The sequence below is a fragment of the Psychrobacter sp. CX14 genome, from assembly GCF_057396205.2.
This window is the reverse complement of the sequence record NZ_CM183187.1, coordinates 2,211,553-2,237,306: the sequence shown is the minus strand read 5'-3', so window position 1 is coordinate 2,237,306 and position 25,754 is coordinate 2,211,553. Positions and strand designations below refer to the sequence as shown.

18 protein-coding genes are annotated in these 25,754 nt (G+C 41.5%); 16 read left to right on the top strand and 2 right to left on the bottom strand.

The genetic code is table 11. The annotated features are described in order from the left end of the window. Positions 1–131: 131 nt before the first annotated feature. A complete protein-coding gene (locus AC2SLO_RS08760) occupies positions 132–5,150 on the top strand; it encodes a translocation/assembly module TamB domain-containing protein (RefSeq protein WP_486540374.1) in 5,019 nt (1,672 codons plus the stop codon). Between the two features lie 271 nt (positions 5,151–5,421). On the opposite strand, the gene hemP is transcribed toward AC2SLO_RS08760, so the two are convergent. Continuing rightward, positions 5,422–5,586, bottom strand: coding sequence for a hemin uptake protein HemP (hemP, locus tag AC2SLO_RS08755; protein ID WP_077449338.1), 165 nt, complete (start codon positions 5,584–5,586; stop codon positions 5,422–5,424). Between the two features lie 188 nt (positions 5,587–5,774). On the opposite strand from hemP, the gene AC2SLO_RS08750 reads away from it, so the two are divergent. From AC2SLO_RS08750 to clpA, 10 genes are all read left to right on the top strand, one after another. Further along, positions 5,775–6,923, top strand: coding sequence for an NUDIX domain-containing protein (locus AC2SLO_RS08750; protein WP_486540372.1), 1,149 nt, complete (start codon positions 5,775–5,777; stop codon positions 6,921–6,923). Between the two features lie 374 nt (positions 6,924–7,297). Continuing rightward, entirely contained in the window at positions 7,298–8,002 is a 705-nt protein-coding gene (locus AC2SLO_RS08745) for a lipocalin family protein (protein ID WP_486540370.1), read from the top strand. Positions 8,003–8,235: 233 nt separating this feature from the next. Further along, positions 8,236–9,678 (top strand): glyceraldehyde-3-phosphate dehydrogenase, encoded by a 1,443-nt coding sequence (locus AC2SLO_RS08740; RefSeq protein WP_486540368.1) that lies wholly within the window; start codon positions 8,236–8,238, stop codon positions 9,676–9,678. Positions 9,679–10,084: 406 nt separating this feature from the next. Continuing rightward, positions 10,085–11,299, top strand: a complete 1,215-nt coding sequence (obgE, locus tag AC2SLO_RS08735; protein ID WP_486540366.1) for a GTPase ObgE — start codon at positions 10,085–10,087, stop codon at positions 11,297–11,299. Positions 11,300–11,520: 221 nt separating this feature from the next. Beyond that, positions 11,521–12,744 (top strand): glutamate 5-kinase, encoded by a 1,224-nt coding sequence (gene proB / locus AC2SLO_RS08730; protein WP_486540364.1) that lies wholly within the window; start codon positions 11,521–11,523, stop codon positions 12,742–12,744. Positions 12,745–13,013: 269 nt separating this feature from the next. Further along, entirely contained in the window at positions 13,014–14,120 is a 1,107-nt protein-coding gene (gene hemE / locus AC2SLO_RS08725; protein ID WP_486540362.1) for a uroporphyrinogen decarboxylase, read from the top strand. A 228-nt stretch (positions 14,121–14,348) separates the two neighbouring features. After that, a complete protein-coding gene (gene argC / locus AC2SLO_RS08720) occupies positions 14,349–15,416 on the top strand; it encodes an N-acetyl-gamma-glutamyl-phosphate reductase (protein WP_486540360.1) in 1,068 nt (355 codons plus the stop codon). Positions 15,417–15,638: 222 nt separating this feature from the next. Further along, a complete protein-coding gene (locus tag AC2SLO_RS08715; protein WP_486540358.1) occupies positions 15,639–16,424 on the top strand; it encodes a hypothetical protein in 786 nt (261 codons plus the stop codon). Positions 16,425–16,536: 112 nt separating this feature from the next. Then, entirely contained in the window at positions 16,537–16,986 is a 450-nt protein-coding gene (gene clpS, locus AC2SLO_RS08710) for an ATP-dependent Clp protease adapter ClpS (RefSeq protein ID WP_486540632.1), read from the top strand. Positions 16,987–17,549: 563 nt separating this feature from the next. Beyond that, positions 17,550–20,078, top strand: a complete 2,529-nt coding sequence (clpA, locus tag AC2SLO_RS08705; RefSeq protein WP_486540356.1) for an ATP-dependent Clp protease ATP-binding subunit ClpA — start codon at positions 17,550–17,552, stop codon at positions 20,076–20,078. A gap of 135 nt (positions 20,079–20,213) precedes the next feature. Here the strand turns inward: clpA and AC2SLO_RS08700 are convergent, their stop codons facing one another. Next, on the bottom strand, positions 20,214–20,408 hold the full coding sequence (locus AC2SLO_RS08700; RefSeq protein WP_486540354.1) for a hypothetical protein: 195 nt from the start codon (positions 20,406–20,408) through the stop codon (positions 20,214–20,216). Between the two features lie 401 nt (positions 20,409–20,809). Here AC2SLO_RS08700 and AC2SLO_RS08695 point away from each other — a divergent pair, with 401 nt between their 5' ends. The 5 genes from AC2SLO_RS08695 (at position 20,810) to AC2SLO_RS08675 (ending at position 25,742) form a co-directional block, all read left to right on the top strand. Further along, positions 20,810–21,553: a uracil-DNA glycosylase gene (locus AC2SLO_RS08695; protein WP_486540352.1), complete on the top strand. Its 744-nt coding sequence runs from the start codon at positions 20,810–20,812 to the stop codon at positions 21,551–21,553. Between the two features lie 138 nt (positions 21,554–21,691). After that, positions 21,692–22,189, top strand: coding sequence for a tRNA adenosine(34) deaminase TadA (gene tadA, locus AC2SLO_RS08690; RefSeq protein ID WP_486540630.1), 498 nt, complete (start codon positions 21,692–21,694; stop codon positions 22,187–22,189). 227 nt (positions 22,190–22,416) lie between these two features. Next, the gene (gene cmk, locus AC2SLO_RS08685) at positions 22,417–23,130 is read left to right on the top strand and encodes a (d)CMP kinase (protein ID WP_486540628.1); all 714 of its coding nucleotides are present in this window, start codon (positions 22,417–22,419) and stop codon (positions 23,128–23,130) included. Between the two features lie 194 nt (positions 23,131–23,324). Beyond that, entirely contained in the window at positions 23,325–25,007 is a 1,683-nt protein-coding gene (rpsA, locus tag AC2SLO_RS08680; RefSeq protein WP_486540350.1) for a 30S ribosomal protein S1, read from the top strand. A gap of 435 nt (positions 25,008–25,442) precedes the next feature. Further along, a complete protein-coding gene (locus AC2SLO_RS08675) occupies positions 25,443–25,742 on the top strand; it encodes an HU family DNA-binding protein (RefSeq protein WP_486540348.1) in 300 nt (99 codons plus the stop codon). Positions 25,743–25,754 lie beyond the last annotated feature (12 nt).

Here is a 25,754-nt window from a genome sequence, read left to right as displayed (position 1 = left end):
GTGTTATGAATGCTGATACTTTTAACTGTAAATAGTACCAACCCTAACCACACACAGGGGCATTTTAATCAGAGATAAAGCCCTTGTGTGTGACTTGTTTTAATTGCTATTGCTAAGAAGCCACTTAATCCATGACCACTCCTCAAATTCCTGAACCAAAAGAAGAACACCCTGCTCAGCGTGATGCCAAGCGGGTTAAACGCCATTATCCGTTATCTTTTTTATTAAAGATATTGGCACTGCTGCTCGTTCTGTTTTTGATTATGTGTATCGTCTTGTATGTGATGGCGGGTACATCGCGTGGCACCCAGTTTATCATGAACAAAATCGCTTCAGAGACAGGCATAGAGCTTGAGTATGGAGAGGGTAATCTGCGTGATGGTTTAAGGATTAAGGATCTTGCCTTAAGTGCCTCAGAAGATGTTGATATTCATTTTATCGATACCTTTGTCAAAATTGGCTGGCGTGCCATTTTTATTAAAGAGGCGCATTTACGTGAAGCGACGATTGGTAAGATTGAAATTATCAATCGTAAGCCGGCAACAGGTGAGCCCTTTGACTATAAGACGTTTGATCTGCCTATTAACCTACGCTTTGATGAAGCGCGTATTGATGAGATTGTCTATAACCAAGCTGGCAAAGAGCCAGTTGTGGTCACGGATATCAGAGCCGATGATTTAAGCTGGGTAGGGACAGAGCTTAAAGTTGATGAAGCCTATTTACAGTACAGTGATGTGGTTAAAGTTGATGATTTATCCGGCTCTGTGAATTTAACCGGTGATTATCCTTTAGATTTATCGGCGGTGATTACAGTTAATAGCTTAGAGAAGGTCTATGTCGACCCGATTGAGGTGATGGCTACAGGCAGTCTTAAGCGTACGTATGGTAAGCTGCGTAGTAACTATAATAACAAAGAGGTCGTGGGCGAGTTTAGAGTCCAAGGCATGGATAAGAATGCTCCCTTTAGCGCCAAGCTAAGTTGGGATGAAATAGACCTGCCTTATGCCGAAGATGCGATTAATCTATCGCTACACAATGGTTTGGCCACCGCGTCAGGGGTGTTGTCAGATATTGAGCTGCGTATTAACAGTCAATTATCAGCAGATACTATTCCAAGTGGTCATTATCGTGGCCGTGCCAATATTGTTGATTTTAAAGAAATGCACGTTCAGCGTTTGACAGCTGCCACACCAAATGGTGATTTGATTGCACAAGGTATCCTCGATTGGGAAGGTCCGTTTAAAACGAAGGCCATGTTATTTAGCGATGATTATAAGGTACGCACTATAGTGCCTGATGTGGCTAAACCTTATGCGCCTAAGTTCTTGAATGGTAAGCTTGCAGTGGTCTATCAGCTCGAAAACTCAGATGGCTTGATGCAAATTAACGCTGATCTGAAACAACGTGATGGCGAGCATATAAATGCCAAGATTGTAAAAGGTGTTACTCCTGAAAATCCAAGAAACAGTGCGCCTTGGTATGTCGATGCCAAGTGGCAGAATCTACGCCGTAAAGATGTCCCTCAAATCGGTAATATCGATAGCCCTTATGGTGTGGCTGATGTACAAGTGCGTGACAACCTATTGTGGGTCAATGCCAATGCCAATATTGAAGAACTAAATGCCGCGCCTGCCGGTGATTATAAAATTCGTATGAATAAAGTTGGTGATCGCGTTAATCTGCGCACCTTAAATTACAACGGTGTGATGGGTGATTTAAGCGGTAACGGCAGTATTTTACTGGCATCGAAGAATAATCCACTGACTTGGAATATCGATGCCAAAACGCAAGAGCTAAAGCCGCAAGTCTTTAATAAAGATTTACCAGTGACGCGATTGGTCGGTGATATCAATGCCTCAGGCAAGATGTACGACATCAAAAAGCGTGTTAATGGTAAGGTGCTTAGCGGACAGCGCCACGTGTTTAACATTAAATCTACCGATTTGACCACCACATTAACAGCGCAGGTCAATACTGATGCCGCTGATAATAATAGCAAGGCGATGACTGAAAATCGCCGTGTGACAGTTATGGGTAGTGGCGATGGTGCTGTAAACATGCTTGGCGGCAACTTACAGAATTTTGATGCGCGTTTTAATGGTCAAGTTCAGACCCAAGGGGTGCCAAAAGGCAACTTCAATGTTGACGTAAATGGCACGCCCAAAAACATTAATATCAAATCCTTTAATCATCAGGGTGAGGCGGGTGATATTCGTGCGTCGGGTAATGTTAATCTAACCGATGGTATTAAGTGGAATATTAACGCCAATGCAAAACAGTTTAATGTTGGTTTCTTTGCACCGCAAACCCAAGGCATTATCACGGGTGATTTAAAAACCTCAGGTAAGTGGCGTGACAACAATACTAAGATGGGCGATTTGCAAGCCTTTGATGTGAAATTCAACGGCACCATCGATACACCGCAATTACCACAAGGTAAACTGGTCATTGATGCGGTTGGTGATGCGCAAGCGATTCGATTACGCCGATTTAGTCATATTGGAGAAGCAGGTAGCTTGATTGCCAAAGGGACTGTCAATGTTAAAAATGGCATCTCTTGGGATTTAAATGCGGTGATGGACGACTTCAATGCCGGATACTTTGTCAAAGATGTGCCGAGCACCATCACTGGTCGTATCGAAACGACAGGTACATGGCGAGACAGCGTGCAGCGTATTAGCGTTAATCGTATGTCACTAAGCGGTCATATCAAGGGTCAGCCATTATTGGCCAGAGGTAGCTTAAACACTACTTTACATTTGCCAAAAGATATGAATGCCTATCTGAATGTCTTAAAAGCAGCAGATTCTAGTGGTCAAGTAAAACAGGTCAATAGCATTGTTGAGACCATTAATGCTGATAATCTGCTTGTACAGTGGGGTGATAACCAAATCGTTGCCAATGGCGATGCCAGACGCTTGCAAGCCAAGGTCAATGTCCGTAATTTGTCGCAAATCTCAAAAGATATTGCCGGAAATGTTGTTGGCGGACTCACCTTGGTGCAGCCACAAGGTCAGCCACTACCAACGATTTATGTTGATTTAACCGGTAACCGATTAGCTTTACCAGGTATTACTCTTAATAAAGGTATTATTAAAGGTAAGATTGTTGACTTGGCTAAGAGCCCAAGCACCTTAGTGGTTATCGCTGATGGTCTTGAAACGTCAAGTAATCAGTTTGATACCTTACGTGCGGTATTTACTGGTACGGAACAAGATCATGCATTGACGCTCAAAGCGAAAACAAATAGTGCAGGTACCGATGTGGGTATCAATGCACTGATTAAAGGTGGTCTCGATCGCAATGCCCAAAGCTGGCGTGGCGTTATCGGTAATGGTGCTATCGGTACTAAATATGTGACTTTAGCGCAGAATCAACCGGCACAAATGTTGGCCTTCTTTGGCGGTGAGACACCACGCATTGAGTTGGCTGCCCATTGTTGGCAAGCAACTGATCAAGAAGGCAAGCTGTGTCTACGTGAGAAGCTTGTGGCATCAAGTGAACAGGGTCAGGTTAACCTAGCGATTCAAAGTTTAAATACAACTTTATTTGCGCCTTTTTTACCAAAAGATTTAACTTGGCAAGCTCAGTTAAACGGTAAAGCAGTTATAGGCTGGCGCCGTGGTAGCAACCCAAATATCAATGCAACACTATACTCAGATAATGGTAAAGTGGGCATGACCCAAGATGGCTATTCAGAGTCAGTAACCTTGCCCTATAAGCGTGTGTCATTAATTGTCCGCTCATTTGAAGAAGGTATCAAGCTACGTACTGATATCGATAGTGGTCAAGGAGCACGGGGTTATGCCGATGTGGTTATTGATCCGTTCAAAGAGAGTAAGCCGTTATCCGGTGCGCTAGTACTTAATGAGTTTGATTTGGCTATCTTAAAGCCATTCTTCCCAGGTATGCGTAGATTGGCTGGTAATATTACGATGGCCGGTGGTGTCGGTGGTACGTTGACAAGCCCTGTGTTCTATGGCGATGTGAACTTGCATGATGCCACGGTCGCTATGCTCGATTTGCCGGTGAATCTAACTAATATCAATGCCAAAGCCCAAATCCGTGGTCAAAGCGCCACACTAAACGGCAAGTTCATGAGCGGCGAGGGGACGGGTGATATTAGTGGGACGATTAACTGGCAGCAAGAAATGCAAGCCAAGATTCGTATTACCGGCGAGCGTCTGATCGTTAGTCAGCCACCATTATTATTTGCGGAGGTGAGCCCTGACTTTAATATTATCGTTAAGCCAAATCAGCAGTATGTCAATATTGTGGGCGCTGTTTCGGTACCGACAGCCACGATACGTCCACCAGAGGCGAACGAAGAAGTGGTCACCAAGTCAGAAGATGTGGTCGTACTTGATCGCCGTTTGATTGGTAATATTGATGAGGTTCTAGAAATCTCTAAACCTTGGTCAATTAACGCTGATATTGGGGTTGATTTAGGCCGTAATGTGAATTTCCGCGGCTTTGGAGCGGTATTGCCACTGGCTGGTGCCGTACATATTACTCAAAAAGGTCAAGGGGTGATGAAGGCGCGTGGTGTGGTTCAGGTTAGCCGTCGCAGTGATATCGATGCCTTTGGCCAAAATCTTGAGCTTAACTATGGTCAGGTTCGCTTTAATGGCGATGTCACCAATCCTACCTTAAGTATTGAGGCGGTTAAAAAGATTGAAGATCAAACGGTCGGTGTGCGTATTAAAGGTACTGCTGCAGAGCCGAATATTGTGGTCTTCAACGATGCGGGCTTGACCCAAGGTCAGGCAATGAATGCGCTGGTTACTGGACGTATCTCAAACTCAGGGGCGACTCAGATTAGTGAAGAGGGCTTTAAGTCTCAGGTTACTAATAATTTGGCAGCAGCAGGTTTGAGCTTAGGGTTAAGTAGCACACGCAGTTTGACCAATAGTATTGGTGATGCCTTTGGCCTAGAGCGTTTGACCATTGACGCTTCAGGTAGTGAAGATGATGCCAACGTGAACGTGACGGGTTATATTACCCCAGACTTATACATCCGCTATGGTGTGGGTGTGTTTAACGCACAAAATAGCCTGTCATTGCGCTATCAGTTGACTCGCAGAATCTATGTCGAGGCGACCTCAGCAGCGGAGAACGCAGTCGATGTGGTTTATAGCTTCCACTTCTAGGTAGGGCATTAACCAATCGATTGTGTCAAAACAAAGTGTTAGTTTAAAGAGATAAAAAAAGGCATCGCTAAGCGATGCCTTTTTGGTTGAACGAGACTGTTAAAAGACGACCTATTTGCTAATAAAAATTCAACCCAGTCACGGTTCATATTAATCAAATGACGACTTTACTTAATAAGTTTCGTCTCAGTAGGTGTTATGACGAAGTGTCGATCATTAAGGTTAAACAATTTGCCTAGAATTTGTTTATCTTCAAATATTTTGTTAACCGCTATTTGGTTAAGATTAGACGGTTATTACGAGTGAGACGTAAGCGGTATTCCTCTCCTTCATGTTGGATACGCACTTCTTTGGTTAGTGCGAATAGGTGCTCTGATTGCAGCATAGGAAGTTGGTTGTCACGAAGGTTAAGTGCGCGTGAAATGATAGTAGCCATGATAGTATCCTCTGTGTCTTAAAAGTTTTGGTTAATATTTTTATTAGCAATAAGGTCTATCGCAAATCAACTTATTGATAATGATTATCATTAACTTGATTATTATTTATTCTTCACGTCTTTGCAAGTGGTTTTTTTATTTTTATGAGAAAATAGGTGTCAAACTATTTATTTCAGGAGACAAACTGATGATGCAAATTGATGTGGCTGTTGCCGTTATACATTATGGTGACTCGTTTTTATTAGGATTTCGCCATGCAAAACAGCATCAAGGCAATCGATATGAGTTTGTCGGCGGTAAGATAGAGGTTGATGAGCATCCTAAGCAAGCCCTTATTCGAGAAGTTTACGAGGAGATTGGACTGGATTTAACAGCAGGCAGTTTGATTAATCCGCTTGGGGTTTTGCGCCATACTTATCATGATTTGGACGCTCAAAAAGAGTCAAAGACTGTGTGCTTGCATGTATATAGAGTTGAGCTCACCGCTGCGCAATATGGGGATTTTCGATACCGTGAGCAGGGAAGTGAGGGGCAGTCGCTACATTGGGCAGATAAAGCAGCTTTATTATCAGGAGAATACGCATTACCTGAGGCCAATTCAGCGATTTTGAAGTGGCTTAGCTTGCCAGATTGCATCACCATTACTCAAGAGATTACGCAGATAGCTGAACCTGATAGTACTGATGTAGTAGAGAGCTTTGAAAATAATAGTATTAAAGCATGGGCTGATTTTTATAGTCAGCACTTAATGGATAATGGCTGTGTTTATATACGCCTAAAACTATCGAATACTGACCAACAGATAATAGCAATTAGCGAGTTAGCAAAAAAGCGAGCAGATATTAGTTTTATTGTTAATCATACATTAGCCAATGAATTGATTAATCATCACAATAATAGCAAATTGATATCGAGATTGGCCGCACAGCATTTGACGCAAGCTGATTTGGACAGTCTTGTTTCTGATCGTTATCAACTAGATAAGGGGGCAGTTAGTCACCTAACTTATTTACCCTTAACGATAAGTTGCCACTGTGAAAACAGCGTTAATAAAGCCAATCAATTAGCCCAATATTTACTCAATCAAGCAAGAGTAGCACAGCAAACGATGCCTATAGTGTTAGGCGTTTTTATATCCCCTGTCAATAAAACACAAACACACAGTCAGCAGCCGGCATTGGGTTTTGATAAGTTTGATATATTTGCTAGCAAGTCGGAGGTTCCAGTTATCGGATTAGGCGGATTAGCACCAAGCGATGTGGGCCAAATACGTAGATACTCTGGAGATAAAGTAGCAGGAATTCGTAAATTTTTACGGGTCATTGCACAACAATAAAACAGGTTAAATTTACGTTTAATAGCATACTTTACAAACCGTATCCTATTACTACATTTTATTGATAGTAATGACTTTTATATGGGAATACTCTAGAAATACACAAAAAGTTATCAATACATTTTTATTTAGCTATTTTAGCTTGATGCTCATAGTTTAATACTGAGCTTAGTAAAGAGCACTTTAATGGCTCTTGGTCGCCTCTGTTGACTCTAACCTTTATCTATTATCTTTGTATTATTAAATTAATGAACAAGATAAGGCTATTAAGCACCACTGGCGATACGTTTAACCAGTAAATAAGCAAAAGATTAAAGTACAAATAAGTATTGTTATATACCATTTTATACCGCTAACAAATCAAAAGGTTGACTATGAATCAACACAAGCATGAAATCTCAGAGAGACCCTTTATGCAGGCATTACTCAAACATACAGGTATTGCATTGGCCATCTTAGTGCCACTGGCGGCTTACTCTGCGTTTTCACAAGCAGCAACGGGCATGACGACTGAACAACAGCAAGCACGTGCTAATGCACTATCACAACAAACAAACGCCGCACCGACGGCACCGAGTTCTGTCAGTGAAGTTGATTTGAATAAGTATGCAGGGCAGTGGTACGAAATAGCTCGTTTCCCTATGTATTTTCAGCGTAAGTGCGTATCTGACGTGACAGCAACTTATCGACTCAATCATGACGAGGCAGGCGATATTAAATCTGTTGGTGTTGTTAATCAGTGTAGAAAAGAAGATGGCTCGATGATGAGCGCAGAAGGGCTAGCCAAACCAGCCAATAACACAGGTAGCGAGCTTAAAGTGACCTTCTTACCAAGCTGGATTAGATGGTTACCTGTTGGCAAAGCAGATTATTGGGTATTAGAGCTTGACGATAATTACCAAAGCGCTTTAGTGGGTACGCCTGATAATAAATACCTATGGGTATTGTCACGTAAACCGACATTATCACAAGAGACATTCAATAAATATAAAGCCAGTGCCCAAGCGCAAGGCTATGATGTGTCACAGTTGCAAATTACGACGCATACTGGTACACCAAATACGCTAGTGGCTGAATAGTCACTAGCCGTTCCTTATTGTAATGAATGTTATTGAGACCAGTATTCTAGTAAAATCTGACTCAATAGGTGGGTATTATCCACGTATTCGACTGGCTTAAATAAGCAATATGATTTAAAATCTAGCATTTAAAGTAGAGTCAGTTGCCAATATAAATATCTTCTACATAGAATCTTTATATTGAATACACTGGAAGCTAAGTTACCCAACTTTTCACTTCATTTACCCAAAGGATGACTATTGTGAGTAATGCTGATACGCGCCGCAAGTTACACCAAGTTCACCTAGCTAAATATCAAGAACAAGAAAATAAGGCTCATGAGCTTGTTAATCAGCTTCATGACTTATATGTCAATAAAGATGTTAAGGTTAAGCTATTTGGTGAAGCGCTTAATGGCCTATCGACTGCTGATGTGCTAACTAAAATTGAGCAAACAGCCGTACGCAACAACGGTAAAGCGTTAACAGTTGATGATATCTTAGCAACCGTAAAAGACGTTGCTGGCATTAACGAAATTAACACTGCTGTAGTTGATGCAGGCCAATTGGTTAAAAATAACGTTAGCGCTGCTGATGCGTTTGCTAAAGCAGACAAGTCTCAGCCTGCCAATAGCGAAGCGACAGACGTGGTCCTATATGGTTTTGGCCGTATTGGTCGTATCTTAACTCGTTTGTTACTTGAAGAAGCAGCAACTGACAAAGGTTTACAACTAAAAGCATTTGTTGTTCGTCCTGGTAAAGAGGGCGACATCGCAAAGCGTGCTTCATTACTTGAGCGTGACTCAGTCCATGGTACTTTCCCAGGTTCTGTGGTTGTTGATGAAGAAAACCAAGGCATCATCGTAAATGGCCGCTTTATCCAAGTTATCTATGCTAATGATCCAAGTGAAATTGATTACACCAGTTATGGTATTAATGATGCAATCGTCATTGATAATACAGGTATCTGGAAAGACGAAGATGGCCTAGGTAAACATTTAAAAGCTAAAGGTGTTAAAAAAGTATTGTTAACTGCGCCATCAAAAGGCGAGATTAAAAACGTTGTTTATGGTGTTAACAATGACACTATTGGTGATGATACTATCGTGAGTGCAGCTAGCTGTACTACTAACGCTATCACGCCATCGTTGAAAGTATTAAACGACGAGTTTGGTATTGTTAATGGTCACGTTGAAACCATTCACGCATTTACTAACGATCAAAACTTAATAGATAACTATCATAAATCAGATCGCCGTGGCCGCAGTGCGGTATTGAATATGGTTATCACTAGCACTGGCGCTGCCAAAGCAGTGGGTAAAGCGTTACCTGAGTTAAATGGTAAGCTAACCGGTAATGCTATTCGTGTTCCAACGCCAAACGTTAGTATGGCTATCTTAAACCTAAATCTTGAGAAAGCACCAGAAAGTGCTGAAGCATTAAATGCTTTCTTTAAGAAAGTATCTGATAGCGATGCTTGGCAGTCTCAAATTTCTTATACTGATTCAACTGAAGCCGTATCTTCTGACTTTGTTGGTACTAAGCAAGTGGGTATCGTTGATGCCCAAGCGACTATCGTTACTGATAATCATGCTACCGTATATGTTTGGTATGACAATGAAGTAGGTTATAGCACTCAAGTACTACGTGTTGCTGCTCAAATGGCCGGCGTGCATTACACAAATATCAGTGCTTAATAATTAGTCTTTATTGACTGGTCATTGTTCTTTAATAGTTTATACAGGAAGTTGTCGTTTAACCCTATTGTCAAGCGCCAGTTAGAGATTAAAGCAGCTTATCGTGCATTAGTATGAACACTTATGTGTGACTTTCAAAGCATTAACTGTTTGATTCGCCACAAACTAATGACTGACACGATTTGCAACGATACCCGATAATCGTTATGGTTGTCGGGTATTTTTTTATTATTTGTTTTGTTCGATTATGCTGTAGAATACGGCTTAATGAATGTCGTACATTATTATTAACAAAATTTATTTATACCAGACTATTATTCTAATATGCATTTTTCTAAATTATTTTAGAGAGATGCCGTTAGCCATTTAAAAATACCAATTTAAAAAAGTTAAGGGAGCAAGACCAATGCGATTTATTGATGAAGCAATTGTTACTGTCAAAGCAGGAGACGGTGGTAACGGCATTGTGAGCTTCCGCCGGGAAAAATATGTTCCGCGTGGTGGCCCAGATGGTGGTGATGGTGGTAAAGGCGGTGATGTGATTGTGATTGCCGATGATAATACCAATACTTTGGTCGATTATCGTTATACTCGCCGCTACGATGCCGGCCGTGGTGAGAATGGTCACAGCAAGAACTGTGCGGGTAAAGGCGCGGATAATATTTACCTACGTGTGCCAATTGGTACTACTATTGTTGATAACGAAACGGGTGAGGTTGTCGGTGATTTAACCGAAATCGGTCAAGAGTTGTTGATTGCTAAAGGCGGCGATGGCGGCTTGGGTAACACCCATTTTAAGAGCTCAACCAATCAAGCACCACGTAAAGCCACGTCAGGCTTTGAGGGTGAGCTGAAGCAGTTAAAGTTTGAGCTAAAAGTAGTCGCCGATGTGGGCTTGATTGGTTTACCGAACGCGGGTAAATCAACTTTTATTCGCCAAGTATCTTCAGCCAAACCTAAAGTAGCCGACTATCCGTTTACCACACTTGTGCCAAACTTAGGTGTGGTCGATGTGGGTCGTCATCGCTCGTTTGTCATGGCAGATATTCCAGGGCTGATTGAAGGCGCATCAGAAGGTGCAGGTCTTGGTATTCGCTTCTTAAAGCATGTGGCGCGTACCCGCCGTCTGCTACATATTATCGATATTAAACCTATTGATGGTAGTGATCCGGTTGAAAACGGTAAGGTCATCTTGAATGAGCTTGAGCGTTTCTCACCTGAACTTGCTAACCTGCCACAAATACTTATTTTAAATAAGATTGATCAGGTACCTGATGAAGATGAGTTAAACGAGCTGTGCCTACATATTGTGGCCGAACTCGGCTGGACGGGTGCAGTATTTAGAACCTCTACCTTAACCGGTGAAGGCGTAGATGATGTGAAATATCATCTGATGAATGAGATTGAACGTGAGCGCGAACGCGAAGAAGAAGACCCTCTGTTTGCCGAAGCGCAAAGAGAGCGGTTTGAGCGTTTGGAAGCGGAAGTACGTCTCAATACCGAAGAGCAGAAAGAGGTTTATCGAGAAGCGCGACGTGCTCAGCGTGAAGCTGCTCTACAAGCGGCAATGGATAGTGATGACGACGATGAAGATGGCGTAGAGATTATTTACGCCCCTTAAGCTCGAGTCTATTTGTCTCGCGATGATTAAGAGTTAGCTAGATATTCTTACTTCAATAATAGGAATATCCGGTAGGTTAAAAAGAGACACTGGCTGATAGTAAAGGACATCACTATTGGTTGTTGTCTTTCAAATATGATGTGACAAAGTATAGCTAGCCTCTTTTAGTACAAGGCATAGGACGATTCATATAAATACATTATTATATTATGGGAAGGATTATGAGTGCTAATAACAGCGGTAAAAAAGCAAAGAAAACAAAATTACAGGGCAGTATTCCAAAACCGGTTGACTCTAATGATGACCGTTTTGCCACAGAAAAAAGATCGTTTGATTTACAACGTATTATCGTAAAAATCGGCTCTTCGCTGTTAACCAATAATGGTAAAGGGCTAGACCGTACAGCGATTTATGAATGGGCAAGCCAAATTGCCGCTTTGCACAATCAAGGCAAAGAAGTAATTTTAGTCTCGTCAGGGGCAGTGGCCGAGGGTGTGGTCAGAATGGGGCTTAATGAACGTCCTAAAAAGTTAGAAGGCCTGCAAGCCTGTGCGGCAATCGGCCAAATGGGTCTGATCGAAACCTGGTCATCTGCTTTGATTCAAAGTGGCGTGCAAAGTGCGCAAATCTTACTAACTCACGATGATTTATCTAATCGCGAGCGTTATTTAAATACGGCTAATACGTTAGATAAATTGCTATCTTGGCGTGTATTGCCTGTTATTAACGAGAATGACACCATTACCGTTGATGAAATTAAGTTTGGTGATAATGACACGCTAGGCGCAATGGCCGCAGCTATGGTTAGCGCTGATTTATATATTATCTTAACAGATCAAGATGGGGTATTTACGGATAATCCACGTGAAAATCCTGATGCTAAGATGATTCGTCAAGAAAGAGCAATGGCAGACTATCTGTTTGATATTGCCGGCGAAGGCGGTAAGCTTGGTAGCGGTGGTATGTTAACCAAAATCCGTGCCGGACGTTTAGCAGCGATGGGCGGCTGTCCGACTGTTATTGCTAATGGTAGCATTGATAAAGTGATTAACCGTATTGCCGAAGGCGAGTCTGTTGGTACGCTACTCAAAACCAACCAAGCGGATAAAATCATTGCGCGTAAGCAGTGGTTAGCGGCTCACTTACGTATGGCAGGTACCTTGTTTATTGATGCTGGTGCAGTCGACGCGATTACCGTTCAAGGCAAGAGCTTATTACCGGTCGGTGTGGTTGATATCCAAGGTGACTTTGAAGAAGGTGATGTGGTTGCGGTTGTTGATCAAGATACCAATGAGCGTGTAGCAGTGGGTCAGGTGAATTTCTCATCGCAAGAAGCTCGCCGAGTTGCTCGTGAACGCACCAAAGATTTTGATAAAATTCTTGGTAATAGCGAAGAGCGGGTGGTCATGATTCACCGTGATGACATGGCTATTTTAAATAAATAGTGCGGTTTTTAATAATTGGGTCTATTATTTATTTACGCTTAGCCATTAGTTATTGATAGGAACTCAATAACTGATGCAATTATAATAACGATTTCGCTATGTCTTACTAAGTCTTAATTTCATTATAGAGATTGAATATGGCGGAATCACAGATAAAATCGGGTCATAATTAGTAGCAGATAAATAATTAATATCAGCTGCCTGAATTGACAATAACTCATTTAATATAACTATTTTGATTATATTCTGGTGACTTTAAAGAGATAATAATGTCTATAACTTCCTCACACTCTGTTAACTCGACACACAGCTTTACCCCTTTAAAAAATGATCGTTTGCTAAAGGCAATGCGATTTGAGCAGGTTGATGTCACGCCCGTTTGGATGATGCGTCAAGCAGGACGTTATTTACCAGAATATAAAGACACCCGTGCTGAAGCGGGTGATTTCATGAGTCTTTGTAAAGATACGGCTCGCGCTACCGAAGTTACCATGCAGCCACTGCGTCGTTTTGATTTAGATGCCGCTATTTTGTTTAGTGATATTCTGACCATTCCGGATGCGATGGGCTTAGGTCTGTATTTCGAGACTGGTGAAGGTCCTAAATTTAAGCGTACCTTACGCACAGAGGCTGATTTTAAGCAGTTAGAAACTTATGATCCAAACGATGCACTAGGTTATGTAATGGATGCGGTGACCAGCATCCGTAAAGAGCTCAACGGCTTAGTACCGTTATTTGGTTTCTCGGGTAGTGCATGGACATTAGCAACGTATATGATTGAGGGTGGCAGCTCAAAAGATTATCGTTATACCAAAGGCTTGTTATACAGCAAACCTGAGTTTTTACATCAGATATTAGATCATGTCACCACAGCGATTATTGACTATCTAGATGCACAAATTGTTGCCGGTGCTCAGATTGTTCAGCTATTCGATAGTTGGGGCGGGGCACTTGCTCATCGTCAATTTATCGAGTTTTCACACAAATATAATAAGCGTGTTGTTGCTGAGCTAAAACAGCGTCATCCAGAGGTGCCTGTGGTTGTCTTTACCAAAGGTGGCGGATTGTGGCTTGATGTACAGATGGATAGCCAAGCGGATTGTTTGGGTCTTGATTGGACCATGCCGCTAGATAAAGCGCGCGCTATTTTGGCAACCGGTGAGCGTAAGATTGCGGTACAAGGTAACTTGGATCCAGCTACTTTATATGGCTCACCCGAGTTAATCAAACAGTCGGTCAATGCCATGCTAGATGATGCCTATGCTGGCGGCGAAAAGACAGGATATATTGCCAATTTGGGTCATGGTATTACTCAGTGGGTTAATCCTGAAAATGCAAAAGTATTCGTAGATGCCGTGCATAACTATAACCTTTAATACAATGACACGCTTTAACTTTAATAAGTAACGCTTATTTAACTAGCTGATAAGTCATTATTATTTAATTAAAGGCTAGTAACCTTTTAATAAATTGTTTAAGTTTAGGCAAATGCGTTACTATAAAACGATAGTGATAAAATAAGACAACGACAACGTTACTTTAAATAATCGCCTTAGAGCACATTTTAGCTTTATGCGCGTTACGTTAAACGAGTAGGATACGATATGTTGCATGCAGCGATAGTAGGTGGAACAGGATATACAGGTGTGGAGTTGATTAGATTATTATCAGCACACCCTGAGGTCGCTGTTAAATGGTTAACCTCACGCTCAGAGGCAGGGAAGCCCGTTGCCAGTGTTTTTCCAAGTCTACGCGGATTTACCGATTTAGTTTATAGTGATTTGGGAGAGCGTACAGTTGAAGCACTCGCCGAATGCGATGTGGTATTTTTTGCGACCCCTCACGGTGTGGCGATGCAGCAAGCGCAAGCATTGGTTGATGCCGGTGTAAAGGTAATTGATTTAGCAGCAGATTTTCGCTTGCAATCATTAGAAGAGTTTGAGCAGTGGTATAAACACAAACACGCCTGCCCAGATCTTTTGCAACAAGCAGCATACGGTTTACCCGAGATTAACCGTGAAGCGATTAAATCAGCGAGTGTTATTGGTAATCCAGGTTGTTATCCAACAACTGCTATATTAGGCTTAAAACCAGTTATTGAAGCACAAAATGATGCCAATGAAGCCTTGGTTGAACCGCGTATAATTATCGATGCAAAATCAGGTGTGTCAGGCGCGGGTCGTCAAGCTAAGCTTGATTTGAATTACGCTGAGACCACAGATAATTTCAAAGCGTATGGTATTAGCGGGCATCGCCATTTACCTGAGATTAACCAAGGTGTGCATCAGTTATTAAACAGTAGGTTTGCACATAAGATTCGCTTTGTTCCGCACTTAGTGCCTATGATACGCGGTATGTTTACCACCATACACTTGGTTTTGACAGAAGCAGGTGCTCAGCAGGATTTACAAGCCATTTATGAAGCGGCTTATAAAGATGAGCAGTTTATTGATGTATTACCTGCCGGCGAGTTCCCAGATACCCGCAGCGTAAGAGCGAGCAATCGATTGCGTATTGCCGTGCATCAAGACAATGATAATAGGGAGGCTACTATTTTAGTGGTTCAAGACAACTTAGTGAAAGGGGCTGCTGGGCAAGCGGTACAGTGTATGAACGCTATGTTCGGGTTTGATGAGTCACTTGGGCTAAACCATGTGCCTGTGGTGCCCTAAAAGTAGACCCCTTAACCTTGTTTTTTGTAAAATAGCTGCGGCTTGATATCCTAATAAAGCATACAAAATCATAGGCATACAAGCAGCTGCATTTTATAAATATTTCATTGCCACAAATCTGATGTTAGTTATTGGTTTAAGAGTTAGGTATAATAATCTCCCTTAAATTTGCCTTTGGCTTCTTAACTGACCGCCGATTCATAAGATACGAGCTTAGATTACATGTCCACTGAAATCAGCAAACCTACTCCTAAATTTAAGAAGCGATCATCTAGTCCGATGAGTCCGCTAATATTGGTATTATTTGCGAGCGCAGTATTACTGACTGGCATAATTGCCACTGCATTTGGCCACAAGTTTGGTTACCATCGTGGTTATCAGGCCTCACAAAATGCCGCAAAAATGAAAGGAGAGGCGCAAGAGCTTTCTGCTGAAGAGGTTAAGTCACTACAGCTAAAAGTTAATGCCCTTAATAAACAAGTCGATGCAGCCAAACAAGAGCGCGACATTAGCCTAAATAATCTAGGGCAATTGCGCCGTGATATTGAGGATTTAGAGATTCAAAATCTTCAGCTGAATCAGGTTAACAATGTCTATGCCGATACGCTAGTTGATCAAGGTGGCCTGCCTTTACAGGTGGTGGGCGCTAAGATGGAACCGTTGCCTGAAAATGCGTTTGAGTATCGCTTTGATGTGGCCATGCTTGCAGAAGATGGTAATCAGCATCGACTCAAACCAACGCTGACTTTGCTAGATGAAGAGAACTTGGTCGAAGTACCATTAGAGCCAAAATATTATGACATCAAGGGTATTTCACGTATCCGTGGCCGTTTTGTGATGCCGCAAGGCTTTAAACCAAAGCAGGCGAAGCTTGAGCTCCAAGCCGCTGGTCAAGAGGTTGAGCAGATTTATAACTGGCAGTTATCAAGTCCGGTCGATAAGATGCCTATGTCATTATCTGAAGTGCCAGAGACAGATCCGCGCCCAGTGACTGAAGGTGATAAATAGTTAAGCGATTGGCTATTTAGTGATAATTGAAATTCAGTCATTAGCCCTCATAATCTATAACTTACATACTTTCTTTAATTTAAGCGGTGAAATAACAAAATCTATGTCTATGATGATAGAAAAGACCTTGCTTGATACTGTGACAACTGAGCGCACATCGAGTCATCTGATATCTGCAGATTGGCATCATCCTGCCACGCTGCCAATTGCGCATCCCTCCAAAGTCTCACCGTCTAAACTGATAGACGATGAGTCTGAAGAGGAAGGTGAAGTTGAGGTCATGGTTGCTGACCCAGAGTTGGCTGAGCCGCCTATGTACGCCGTAGTTATGTATAATGATGACTACACTCCAATGGAGTTTGTGGTCTATATATTACAATCAGAGTTTCGTCATAATACGGAAAAAGCGGTTGAAATTATGCTGAATATTCACCATCAGGGACGGGGTATTGCCGGTATTTACCCTAAAGATATTGCTGAGACAAAAGCAAAAAAAGCCAATCAATCAGCGCGTAAAGAGGGCTACCCTTTATTAACTCAAATTGAGCCACATCAAGGTTAAAGCTATATCTGTCTATATTTTCTATATTGTAGGCCGACTTTAAGTTCAGTCTTTACCTTATAATGTTGATTAGCCAAGAAATTTGGCGTTTAAGCTCTGTAATCCGTTAGATACGACTAATTAACTCGGCCCTCTTTAAATCTTCTTAACCAGACACCATTATAGTAATAAGCTTTGATGAGTCTGAGCTTATTTTTCTACTTTGTTAGAAATTAAGCTGTCAATAGTCTTATCCTATCTTTATCTTATAACTTAATTAACACTCAAAACAACCCTCATTGCACCATTCTTACTGCCATTACCCTTATGCTAAACCTCTGAAATAATGTGTGAAAATGGCAGCATTCACTCAAACAGTTTAATTAGTAACCTTGATTTTTAGTGCTAGTAACCTTACCTACTAATTAAGTCATAAAAGATTATTGTTTTTATTGAGATAGTTATCTGCATGAATGCGATTAAATAACCCAATCGGGATTTTAATTGCTATAGTTAACAGACCGTTCATCTTATATCTACAATAATCTTACGATCAAAAATAACAATATTATCAGGACACATATATGCTAAGTCGTCATCTAGAAGTTTCATTGCGGTTAGCCATGACGTTGGCAAGACAAAAGTCGCATGAATATTTAACAGTAGAACATCTACTATTGGCACTACTTGAGAATAACAATGCAGCGACCACACTTAAGTCATGCGGTGCAGACATTGGTAGCCTGCGCTCAGACTTAGAAGCGTACATAGAAAAACACACGCCAACCCTAGATGCAGATCTGGAGCAAACGCCACAAGCAACGCAGAGTTTTGACCGTATTTTGCAGCGTGCTATCTTCCACGTGCAATCTATCGGCTCAGGTCGATTGGTACAAGGTTCAGATATCTTGGTATCTATGTTCTCAGAGCATGATACCTATGCTGTATATCTCCTTAAAAAACAAGGTGTTAGCCGTCTTGAGTTAACTCAGTACTTATCACATGGTGCTGATGGAGACGAGACACGTGATGGCCAGACAGAAGTAGAAGGCAGTGATAGCAAAGCGGGTAAAGCACAAAAAGACCCATTAACTGAGTTCGCTCAGAACTTGAACAAGCGTGCTGCTGAAGGCAAAACAGATCCTTTGATCGGCCGCTCTAGCGAGATTGAGCGTACTGCTCAGGTGTTGTGCCGCCGCCGTAAGAACAACCCATTATTAGTGGGTGATCCAGGCGTGGGTAAAACCTCGATTGCTGAAGGTCTAGCGTGGCTTATCATTAATAACAAAGCGCCAAAACCATTACAAGGCTGTGTTATTTATAGCCTAGATATTGGTTCGCTCATCGCAGGTACTAAGTATCGCGGCGACTTTGAAAAGCGCATGAAAGCGCTGCTTGATGAGTTGAAGAAAAAGCCAAATGCGATCTTATTTATTGATGAGATTCATATGATTATTGGGGCAGGTTCCTCAATGAGTAGTAATATGGATGTGTCAAACTTGATTAAGCCAGCACTGGCTAACGGCGAGTTAAGATGTATCGGTTCAACGACCTTTACAGAATACCGTCAAGTGTTTGAAAAAGATCATGCTTTATCTCGTCGATTCCAAAAGATTGATGTGAATGAGCCAAGCATTGATGACAGTATTGAGATTTTACGTGGTCTAAAATCACGTTATGAAGAGTTTCATAATGTTGAATATACCGATGCAGCATTAATCAGTGCGGTACAGTTATCAGCTAAGCATATTCATGAGCGCTTTTTGCCAGACAAAGCCATTGATGTGATTGATGAAGCGGGTGCCTATAAGCGTCTAGGTATTACTCCAGATGCTGATCAAGTCGATGATGAAGATCAGTTGATTAATGAGCTAAATAGTAAAGAGCCGACAGATTATGATGCTCAAATTGATGCTGATGAGACTGGCCTAGAAGAAGAGGCTGATACGGAAGCGGAATTTGATGCCACTGACGTAGAGGCAGAGACTGACAATAGCGAAGAGGAAGCGGCAGAAGAGCGCCCTGAACCGACTGTTATTGACGTTGAGGATATCGAAGCCATTATCTCTAAATTGGCTCGAATTCCACCTAAATCTGTTTCGAATGATGACAAGTCATTGCTTGAGCACTTAGATCGTGATTTAAATCGTTTGGTATTTGGTCAAGATGAAGCGATTAAAACCTTATCTGATGCGATTAAATTATCACGTGCAGGTCTTAAATCTGCTGATAAGCCAATTGGTTCATTTATGTTCGCTGGCCCTACTGGTGTTGGTAAAACAGAAGTATCTAAGCAGTTGGCTAATTTGATGGGCATTGAGTTGGTTCGCTTTGATATGTCAGAGTACATGGAGGCGCATACTGCATCTCGTTTAATTGGTGCGCCTCCAGGTTATGTAGGCTTTGATCAAGGTGGTTTGTTAACTGAGAAGATTAATCAGTATCCACATTGTGTGTTGTTATTGGATGAGATTGAAAAAGCGCATCCTGATGTCTTTAACTTGTTATTGCAAGTCATGGATCATGGTACGTTGACTGACAATAATGGCCGTGTGGCAAGCTTTAAGCAAGTTATCTTGATTATGACTACTAACGTGGGTGCGGAGAATATTAGCCGTGCGTCAATGGGCTTTACTAAGCAAGACCATAGCCGAGATAATACAGAAGCGATGAACCGCGTGTTCACACCTGAGTTCCGTAACCGTTTAGATGCGATTATCCACTTCAATCCATTAGACCCATCGATTGTGGTCTCTGTGGTTGATAAGTTCTTAGTTGAACTACAAGCACAGCTTGATGACAAGCAAGTGGTTTTAGAGATTGATGATGCGGTACGCGAGTATTTAGCAGAAAAAGGATATGATCGTTTAATGGGTGCACGCCCAATGCAGCGTCTCATCCAAAATGAAATCAAGAAGCCACTGGCGAACATGGTTTTATTTGGTGATTTAGTTGATGGCGGTGCCGTGCATGTGACCTTAAATGAAGAGGCTTTTGAAGCGCCATTAGATGATGGCGGCAAGGCCGCTGCAGAAGGTAGTCGCATTCTACTGACGGTTGTTGAAAAGCATGGTCAGCGTGGTGTGGAATATGCCGATACTGAAGAAGGCTAACAGGCTAACGACGGCTAAGTTTGCAGTGAGTTAAGCAGTAAATAAAGCTAGCATTATTGCTGGCTTTATTTGTTATAGTCGGGGTGATAAATTGAAGTGTAAGGCAACTGAGTGAAAGTATGGTTGTTGAAGGTTTTATTTTTCTACTTCAGGAATGTCGATATCAAGATTCAGTTCTTCCTTCATCTCACTTGCTAATTGATAAAATTCCTGCTGATTTTGTAGCTGTTTTTTACTATGATAACTGCTCAATAGTAATAGGCCATGGGAGACGACTGCAGCAATAATTACTACTAGTAGCCATTTTGGTACTGTATTTTTGTTTTGCATTCAATCACCTAATCTGAAGAATCTATTATTAATACTCTTCATGTTTGTTACTGCCTTATTTGTTGCCGTCTTGCTTAATAAGAAAAGTATAGCGAAATGGTTAAGTAGTATCAATTATCTCAGTGTAATACTGCTTATATTAGGGACACGCCCTAGTAATATTGTTAATGTTGCTAATGTTGTTAGAAAAGTAACTACATATGTTTATACAGTCGCTGATATATTTAATCCGAATCTCAACTATATGTCCCAATCCATTGGTTTCAGAAGGCTTGAGATTTAGCTTGTAGAATCAAAATTTTCTAAGCCTTTATTTTTCAATCAAAGAATTAATAGTGGGGTGTATTTAGTAACTGATTATATTTTTTAGACGTGCATAAAACGATACAAGGTAAGCACATATGGACTTATTTGAAAAAAATCTAAAAACTCAAAAAACAGCTGAAGAAAAGCAAGCTATCTTAGCTCGCGTGCAGATGCCAGAAGACTGGAAGCAAGCATTAGCCGATGAATTGACCTCACAGAATATGGATAATTTGCGTGAGTTTTTAAAGCAAGAATATGGCGCAGGTAAGAGCATTTATCCCAAAGCCAGTCAGATGTTTAACGCCTTTAATTTGACGCCACTCTCTAACGTAAAGGTGGTTATTTTAGGTCAAGATCCTTATCATGGCCCAGGTCAAGCAATGGGGCTGTCGTTCTCTGTGCCCAAAGCCATTCCTAAGCCGCCGTCATTGAATAATATCCTAAAAGAGATGGCTTCTGATATTGGAACCTTGCCACCAAGACATGGCGATTTGACGCATTGGGCACAACAAGGGGTTTTGTTGTTAAACGCCTCTTTGACAGTAGAAGAGGGTATGGCAGGCAGTCACCAAGGTAAGGGTTGGGAGCAGTTTACTGATGCAGTGATTGATGTGGTAAATAAGCAAACCGAGCATACGGTATTTATCCTATGGGGCAGTAAGGCGAAGCTTAAGGGTAAGTTTGTAGATACTGATAAGCACTTGGTATTGTCTGCGGTGCATCCGTCTCCCTTGGCAGCAAATAGGGGAGGGTTCTTTGGTACTAAACCTTTCTCAAAAGCCAATGATTATTTGCAACAACATGGAAAAACGCCTATTAATTGGCAATTGCCGCAGTAATTTCACATTGGCCCAAATATAAAATACTCGTTTACATACTTGTTAAGTAGCCATCGATTTATGATTCAGCCGCGTCCTAAAACAGAATATATCAGTCTAGCCCCTTATTCGTTAATAGAGGATGCTTGTGCTGATCATATGTTAGATGCGAAATATTGGTCGCTAGCTGATGTGACTTTTATGCATCAGGCGTTGGTTTTAGCTCAGCAGGGAGCGCAGCAACAAGAGGTGCCGGTCGGTGCAGTTTTAGTGTGTGAGGGTAAGGTTATAGGTGAAGGGTTTAATAAGCCCATTACTAGCAGTGATCCAACGGCACATGCTGAGATAGTGGCGTTACGCTGTGCTTGTCAGACAATACAGAACTATCGTCTGCCACCCCATACCACGCTTTATGTGACGCTAGAGCCTTGTACTATGTGTCTTGGCGCATTAATCCACGCCCGTCTTGAACGACTAGTGTTTGCAACTTCTGAACCGAGAGCAGGAATGGTCGGTAGTCAGTTAAATCTCACTGAAATGGACTTCTATAATCATCGCATTTCAGTAAACTTTGGTTTGCTACAGCCAAACAGTCAGCAAATGCTTAGGTCATTTTTTAAGAGGCGGCGTGAGAAAAAAAGCAGAGCGCATGACTGAAAACAAAGCTTAAGTCAAAGTGAACAGAGATGTTTAAGGAGTTATTATTGATAGACAATATTTGAAGACGATTTTGCTATTATTATGTAAATATTAGGTGGTTATAGGCTTAGTTTTTTGTTATAATCCCGCCCTATTTGCGTTTATTGACTTAATTAGGCTGAATATATCAGTCTAACATCAAGTAATAACGAGTCAAACGTCTCATATATAACGGGTACTAAATGATGAGCTATCCTGTCATTACAATCGATGGCCCAAGCGGTGCAGGTAAAGGCACAGTCTGCTTAAAGCTTGCCAATGCGTTAGGTTATCGTTTATTAGATTCAGGTGCGTTATACCGTATTGTCGGTCTTAAGGCATTTGAAAAAGGATTGCTCACAGGTGATACTCAGCAAGTGCTTAATGAGGATGATGAAGAGAATATCGCGCAGCTCATAGAAGCGCTAGATATTCAATTTCTTCCTAAAAGCTTTGGTAAAGTTGATATTGTTGTTGATGGCAATAATGTGGCTGGCGAGATTAGAAATGAGACGGTTGGTGGTTATGCGTCAAAAGTTGCGGCATTGCCTAAAGTACGTGCAGCGTTACTCTCATTGCAGAAAAACATGAGCAATGAATCAGGCTTAATTGCCGATGGTCGTGATATGGGAACAGTTGTTTTTCCAGATGCTGATGCCAAGGTTTATTTGACTGCTAGTGCCGAAGCCCGTGCTAATCGCCGAGTGGCTCAATTAAAAGAAGCCGGTGAGCAAGCGGATTATGCTGCGATATTAAAAAGCATCAAAGGTAGAGATGAGCGTGATGAGAGCAGAAGCGCCTCTCCATCGAAACCTGCAGAGGATGCTTTGGTACTAGATAGCTCGTCAATGGACGCAGAGGCAGTATTTACAGAAATCAAAAATTTCTGTCAACAAAAGGGTATTTGCTTTAGCGCATAAACCGCTAAGCTCTATTCATTAGTTATAAGGTAGTACGAACTTAGATAGCAGAACAAGTTAATAGTCTGTTATCCTCAAATTTAACGTTTTTATCAAATGAGAATCAAAAGAGCAAAACCAGCGTTAATCTTTTATTCTCATTAACTTGAACCGTACTGTGCTGGACAGGATACGGCTATATTAAGGTAATCATAATGGAATCATTTGCTGAACTATTTGAAGCGAGTCTAGAAGAGCAGGGTCTTGATATTGAGCGTGGCTCAGTAATCAGCGGTGCTGTTGTAGCAATCGATAGCGATTGGATTACAGTTGACACTGGTTTAAAGTCTGAGGGTGTTGTTGCTCGTGAAGAGTTCTTAGACGATAATGGCGAGCTTGAAGTAGCAGTGGGCGATAGCGTTGATGTTGTTGTTGAAGCTGTTGACAACGGTATGGGTCAAACCTTACTGTCACGTGAAAAAGCAAAACGTGTTGAAACTTGGAATGCGCTTGAGAAACTATTTGAAGGCGATGAAATTGTAAAAGGTATCATCTCAAGCAAAGTAAAGGGCGGTTTTACTGTTGATATTGGTTCAGTACGCGCTTTCTTACCAGGTTCATTGGTTGACGTTCGTCCTATCCGTGACACAACGCACCTTGAAGGCAAAGAGCTAGAATTCAAAATTATTAAACTAGACCAAAAACGTAACAACGTCGTTGTTAGCCGTAAAGCGGTTATGGAAGCTGAAAACTCAGCTGAGCGTGAAGAGCTACTTAATAAGCTTGAAGAAGGTATCGAAGTTGAAGGTATCGTTAAAAACCTAACTGACTACGGTGCATTCGTAGACTTAGGTGGTATCGATGGTCTACTACACATCACTGATATGGCATGGCGCCGTATTAAGCACCCATCTGAAGTTGTTGAAGTGGGTCAAGACCTTAAAGTCAAAGTACTTAAATTTGACCGTGAGCGCAACCGCGTAAGCTTAGGTCTTAAGCAGTTAGGTACTGATCCTTGGGATAATGTTGGCGGTACTTACCCAGTAGGTAGCATCGTTAAAGCTCGCGTAACTAACCTAACTGATTATGGTTGCTTCGCTGAGATTTCTGACGGTATCGAAGGTCTAGTACACGTATCAGAAATGGATCATACCAACAAAAACATTCACCCATCTAAAGTTGTTCAGATTGGTGACGAAGTTGACGTTATGATTCTAGATATCGACGAAGAACGTCGTCGTATCAGCCTAGGTATCAAGCAAACTCTACCAAACCCATGGGAAGAGTTTGATAAGAAATATGACCGTGGTGATAAGCTAACGGGTACTATCAAGTCAATCACTGACTTCGGTATTTTTATCGGTCTTGACGGTGGTATCGATGGTCTAGTTCATCTATCTGATATCTCTTGGAATGAAGCTGGCGAAGAAGCTATCCGTAACTACAACAAAGGCGACACTGTTGAAGCTATGGTTCTATCAGTTGATGCTGAAGCTAACCGCATCAGCCTTGGTATCAAGCAGTTAAGCTCTGATCCATTCAACGAGTACCTAGTAACTAACGACCGTGGTTCAATCGTTAACGGTACAGTTAAAGATGTTGACGCTAAAGGCGCAACTATCACTTTAGCTGACGAAGTTGAAGGCTACTTACGCGCATCTGAAATCCAGCGTGATAAAGTTGAAGATGCTACTAAGCACTTAAACGTAGGCGACACTGTTGAAGCTAAGATTATTAGCGTTGACCGTAAATCACGTGGTATCAGCTTATCAATCAAAGCAAAAGATGAAGCGGAAGAGCGTCAAGCTATTAAAGAGCTTGGTAGCACTCAAACAGTAGCACCTGAAGCACAGCCAAAAACTATTGGTGACTTAATCAAAGAGCAAATGCAAGACTAATATTAATTAAGTAGGGCAACCTATTTAACTAATATCTAGCATTGAGCTTATAATAGGTCACTTAAAAGAAGGAGCAACCAATGGGTTGCTCCTTTTTTGTGAGTTAATAATCAAAAAAAAGTAATATTAATTTCACACCAGTGGTAACTTATGATTTAATACGATTTACATTAAAGATATGAATATACTAGCATTTATCATTGCTGTCATATTAAACTGACAGAATAGGATGTAAGTTTAGTTTGAAAAGTGTCAAGATTTAATAGGGATGCTAATAATAACGCCCTAATATTACTGTGTTGTCGCAGTCTCGATAATGCAGCTTGTTTGCTTTTTGTAATTGAATTTCTTTAAGTAAAACCTTTGCTTAGATTCTTCTAAAGGATTATTAGTATCGGGCAAATCAATATAATTATTTAATAAGGTCAGATGGACATGACAAACGTTATAAATAAATCAGATTTAATCCAAGATGTTGCCGCACGCTGCGATTTTATTGCGGACTCAGAAGTGGATGGAGCTGTACGTGAAATATTATCGCTGTTATCAGAAAAACTTGTGGATGATAGCCGTATAGAAGTGCGTGGATTTGGTACGTTTTGCCTACATCATAGAGAAGCCAGACAGGGCCGTAACCCAAAAACAGGGGAGGCGGTATTGGTACCTGCGAAGGCCATACCTCACTTTAAACCAGGCAAAGCATTGCGCGAAGGCGTTAATGATAAATGGATATAATAGTTGAGGGTT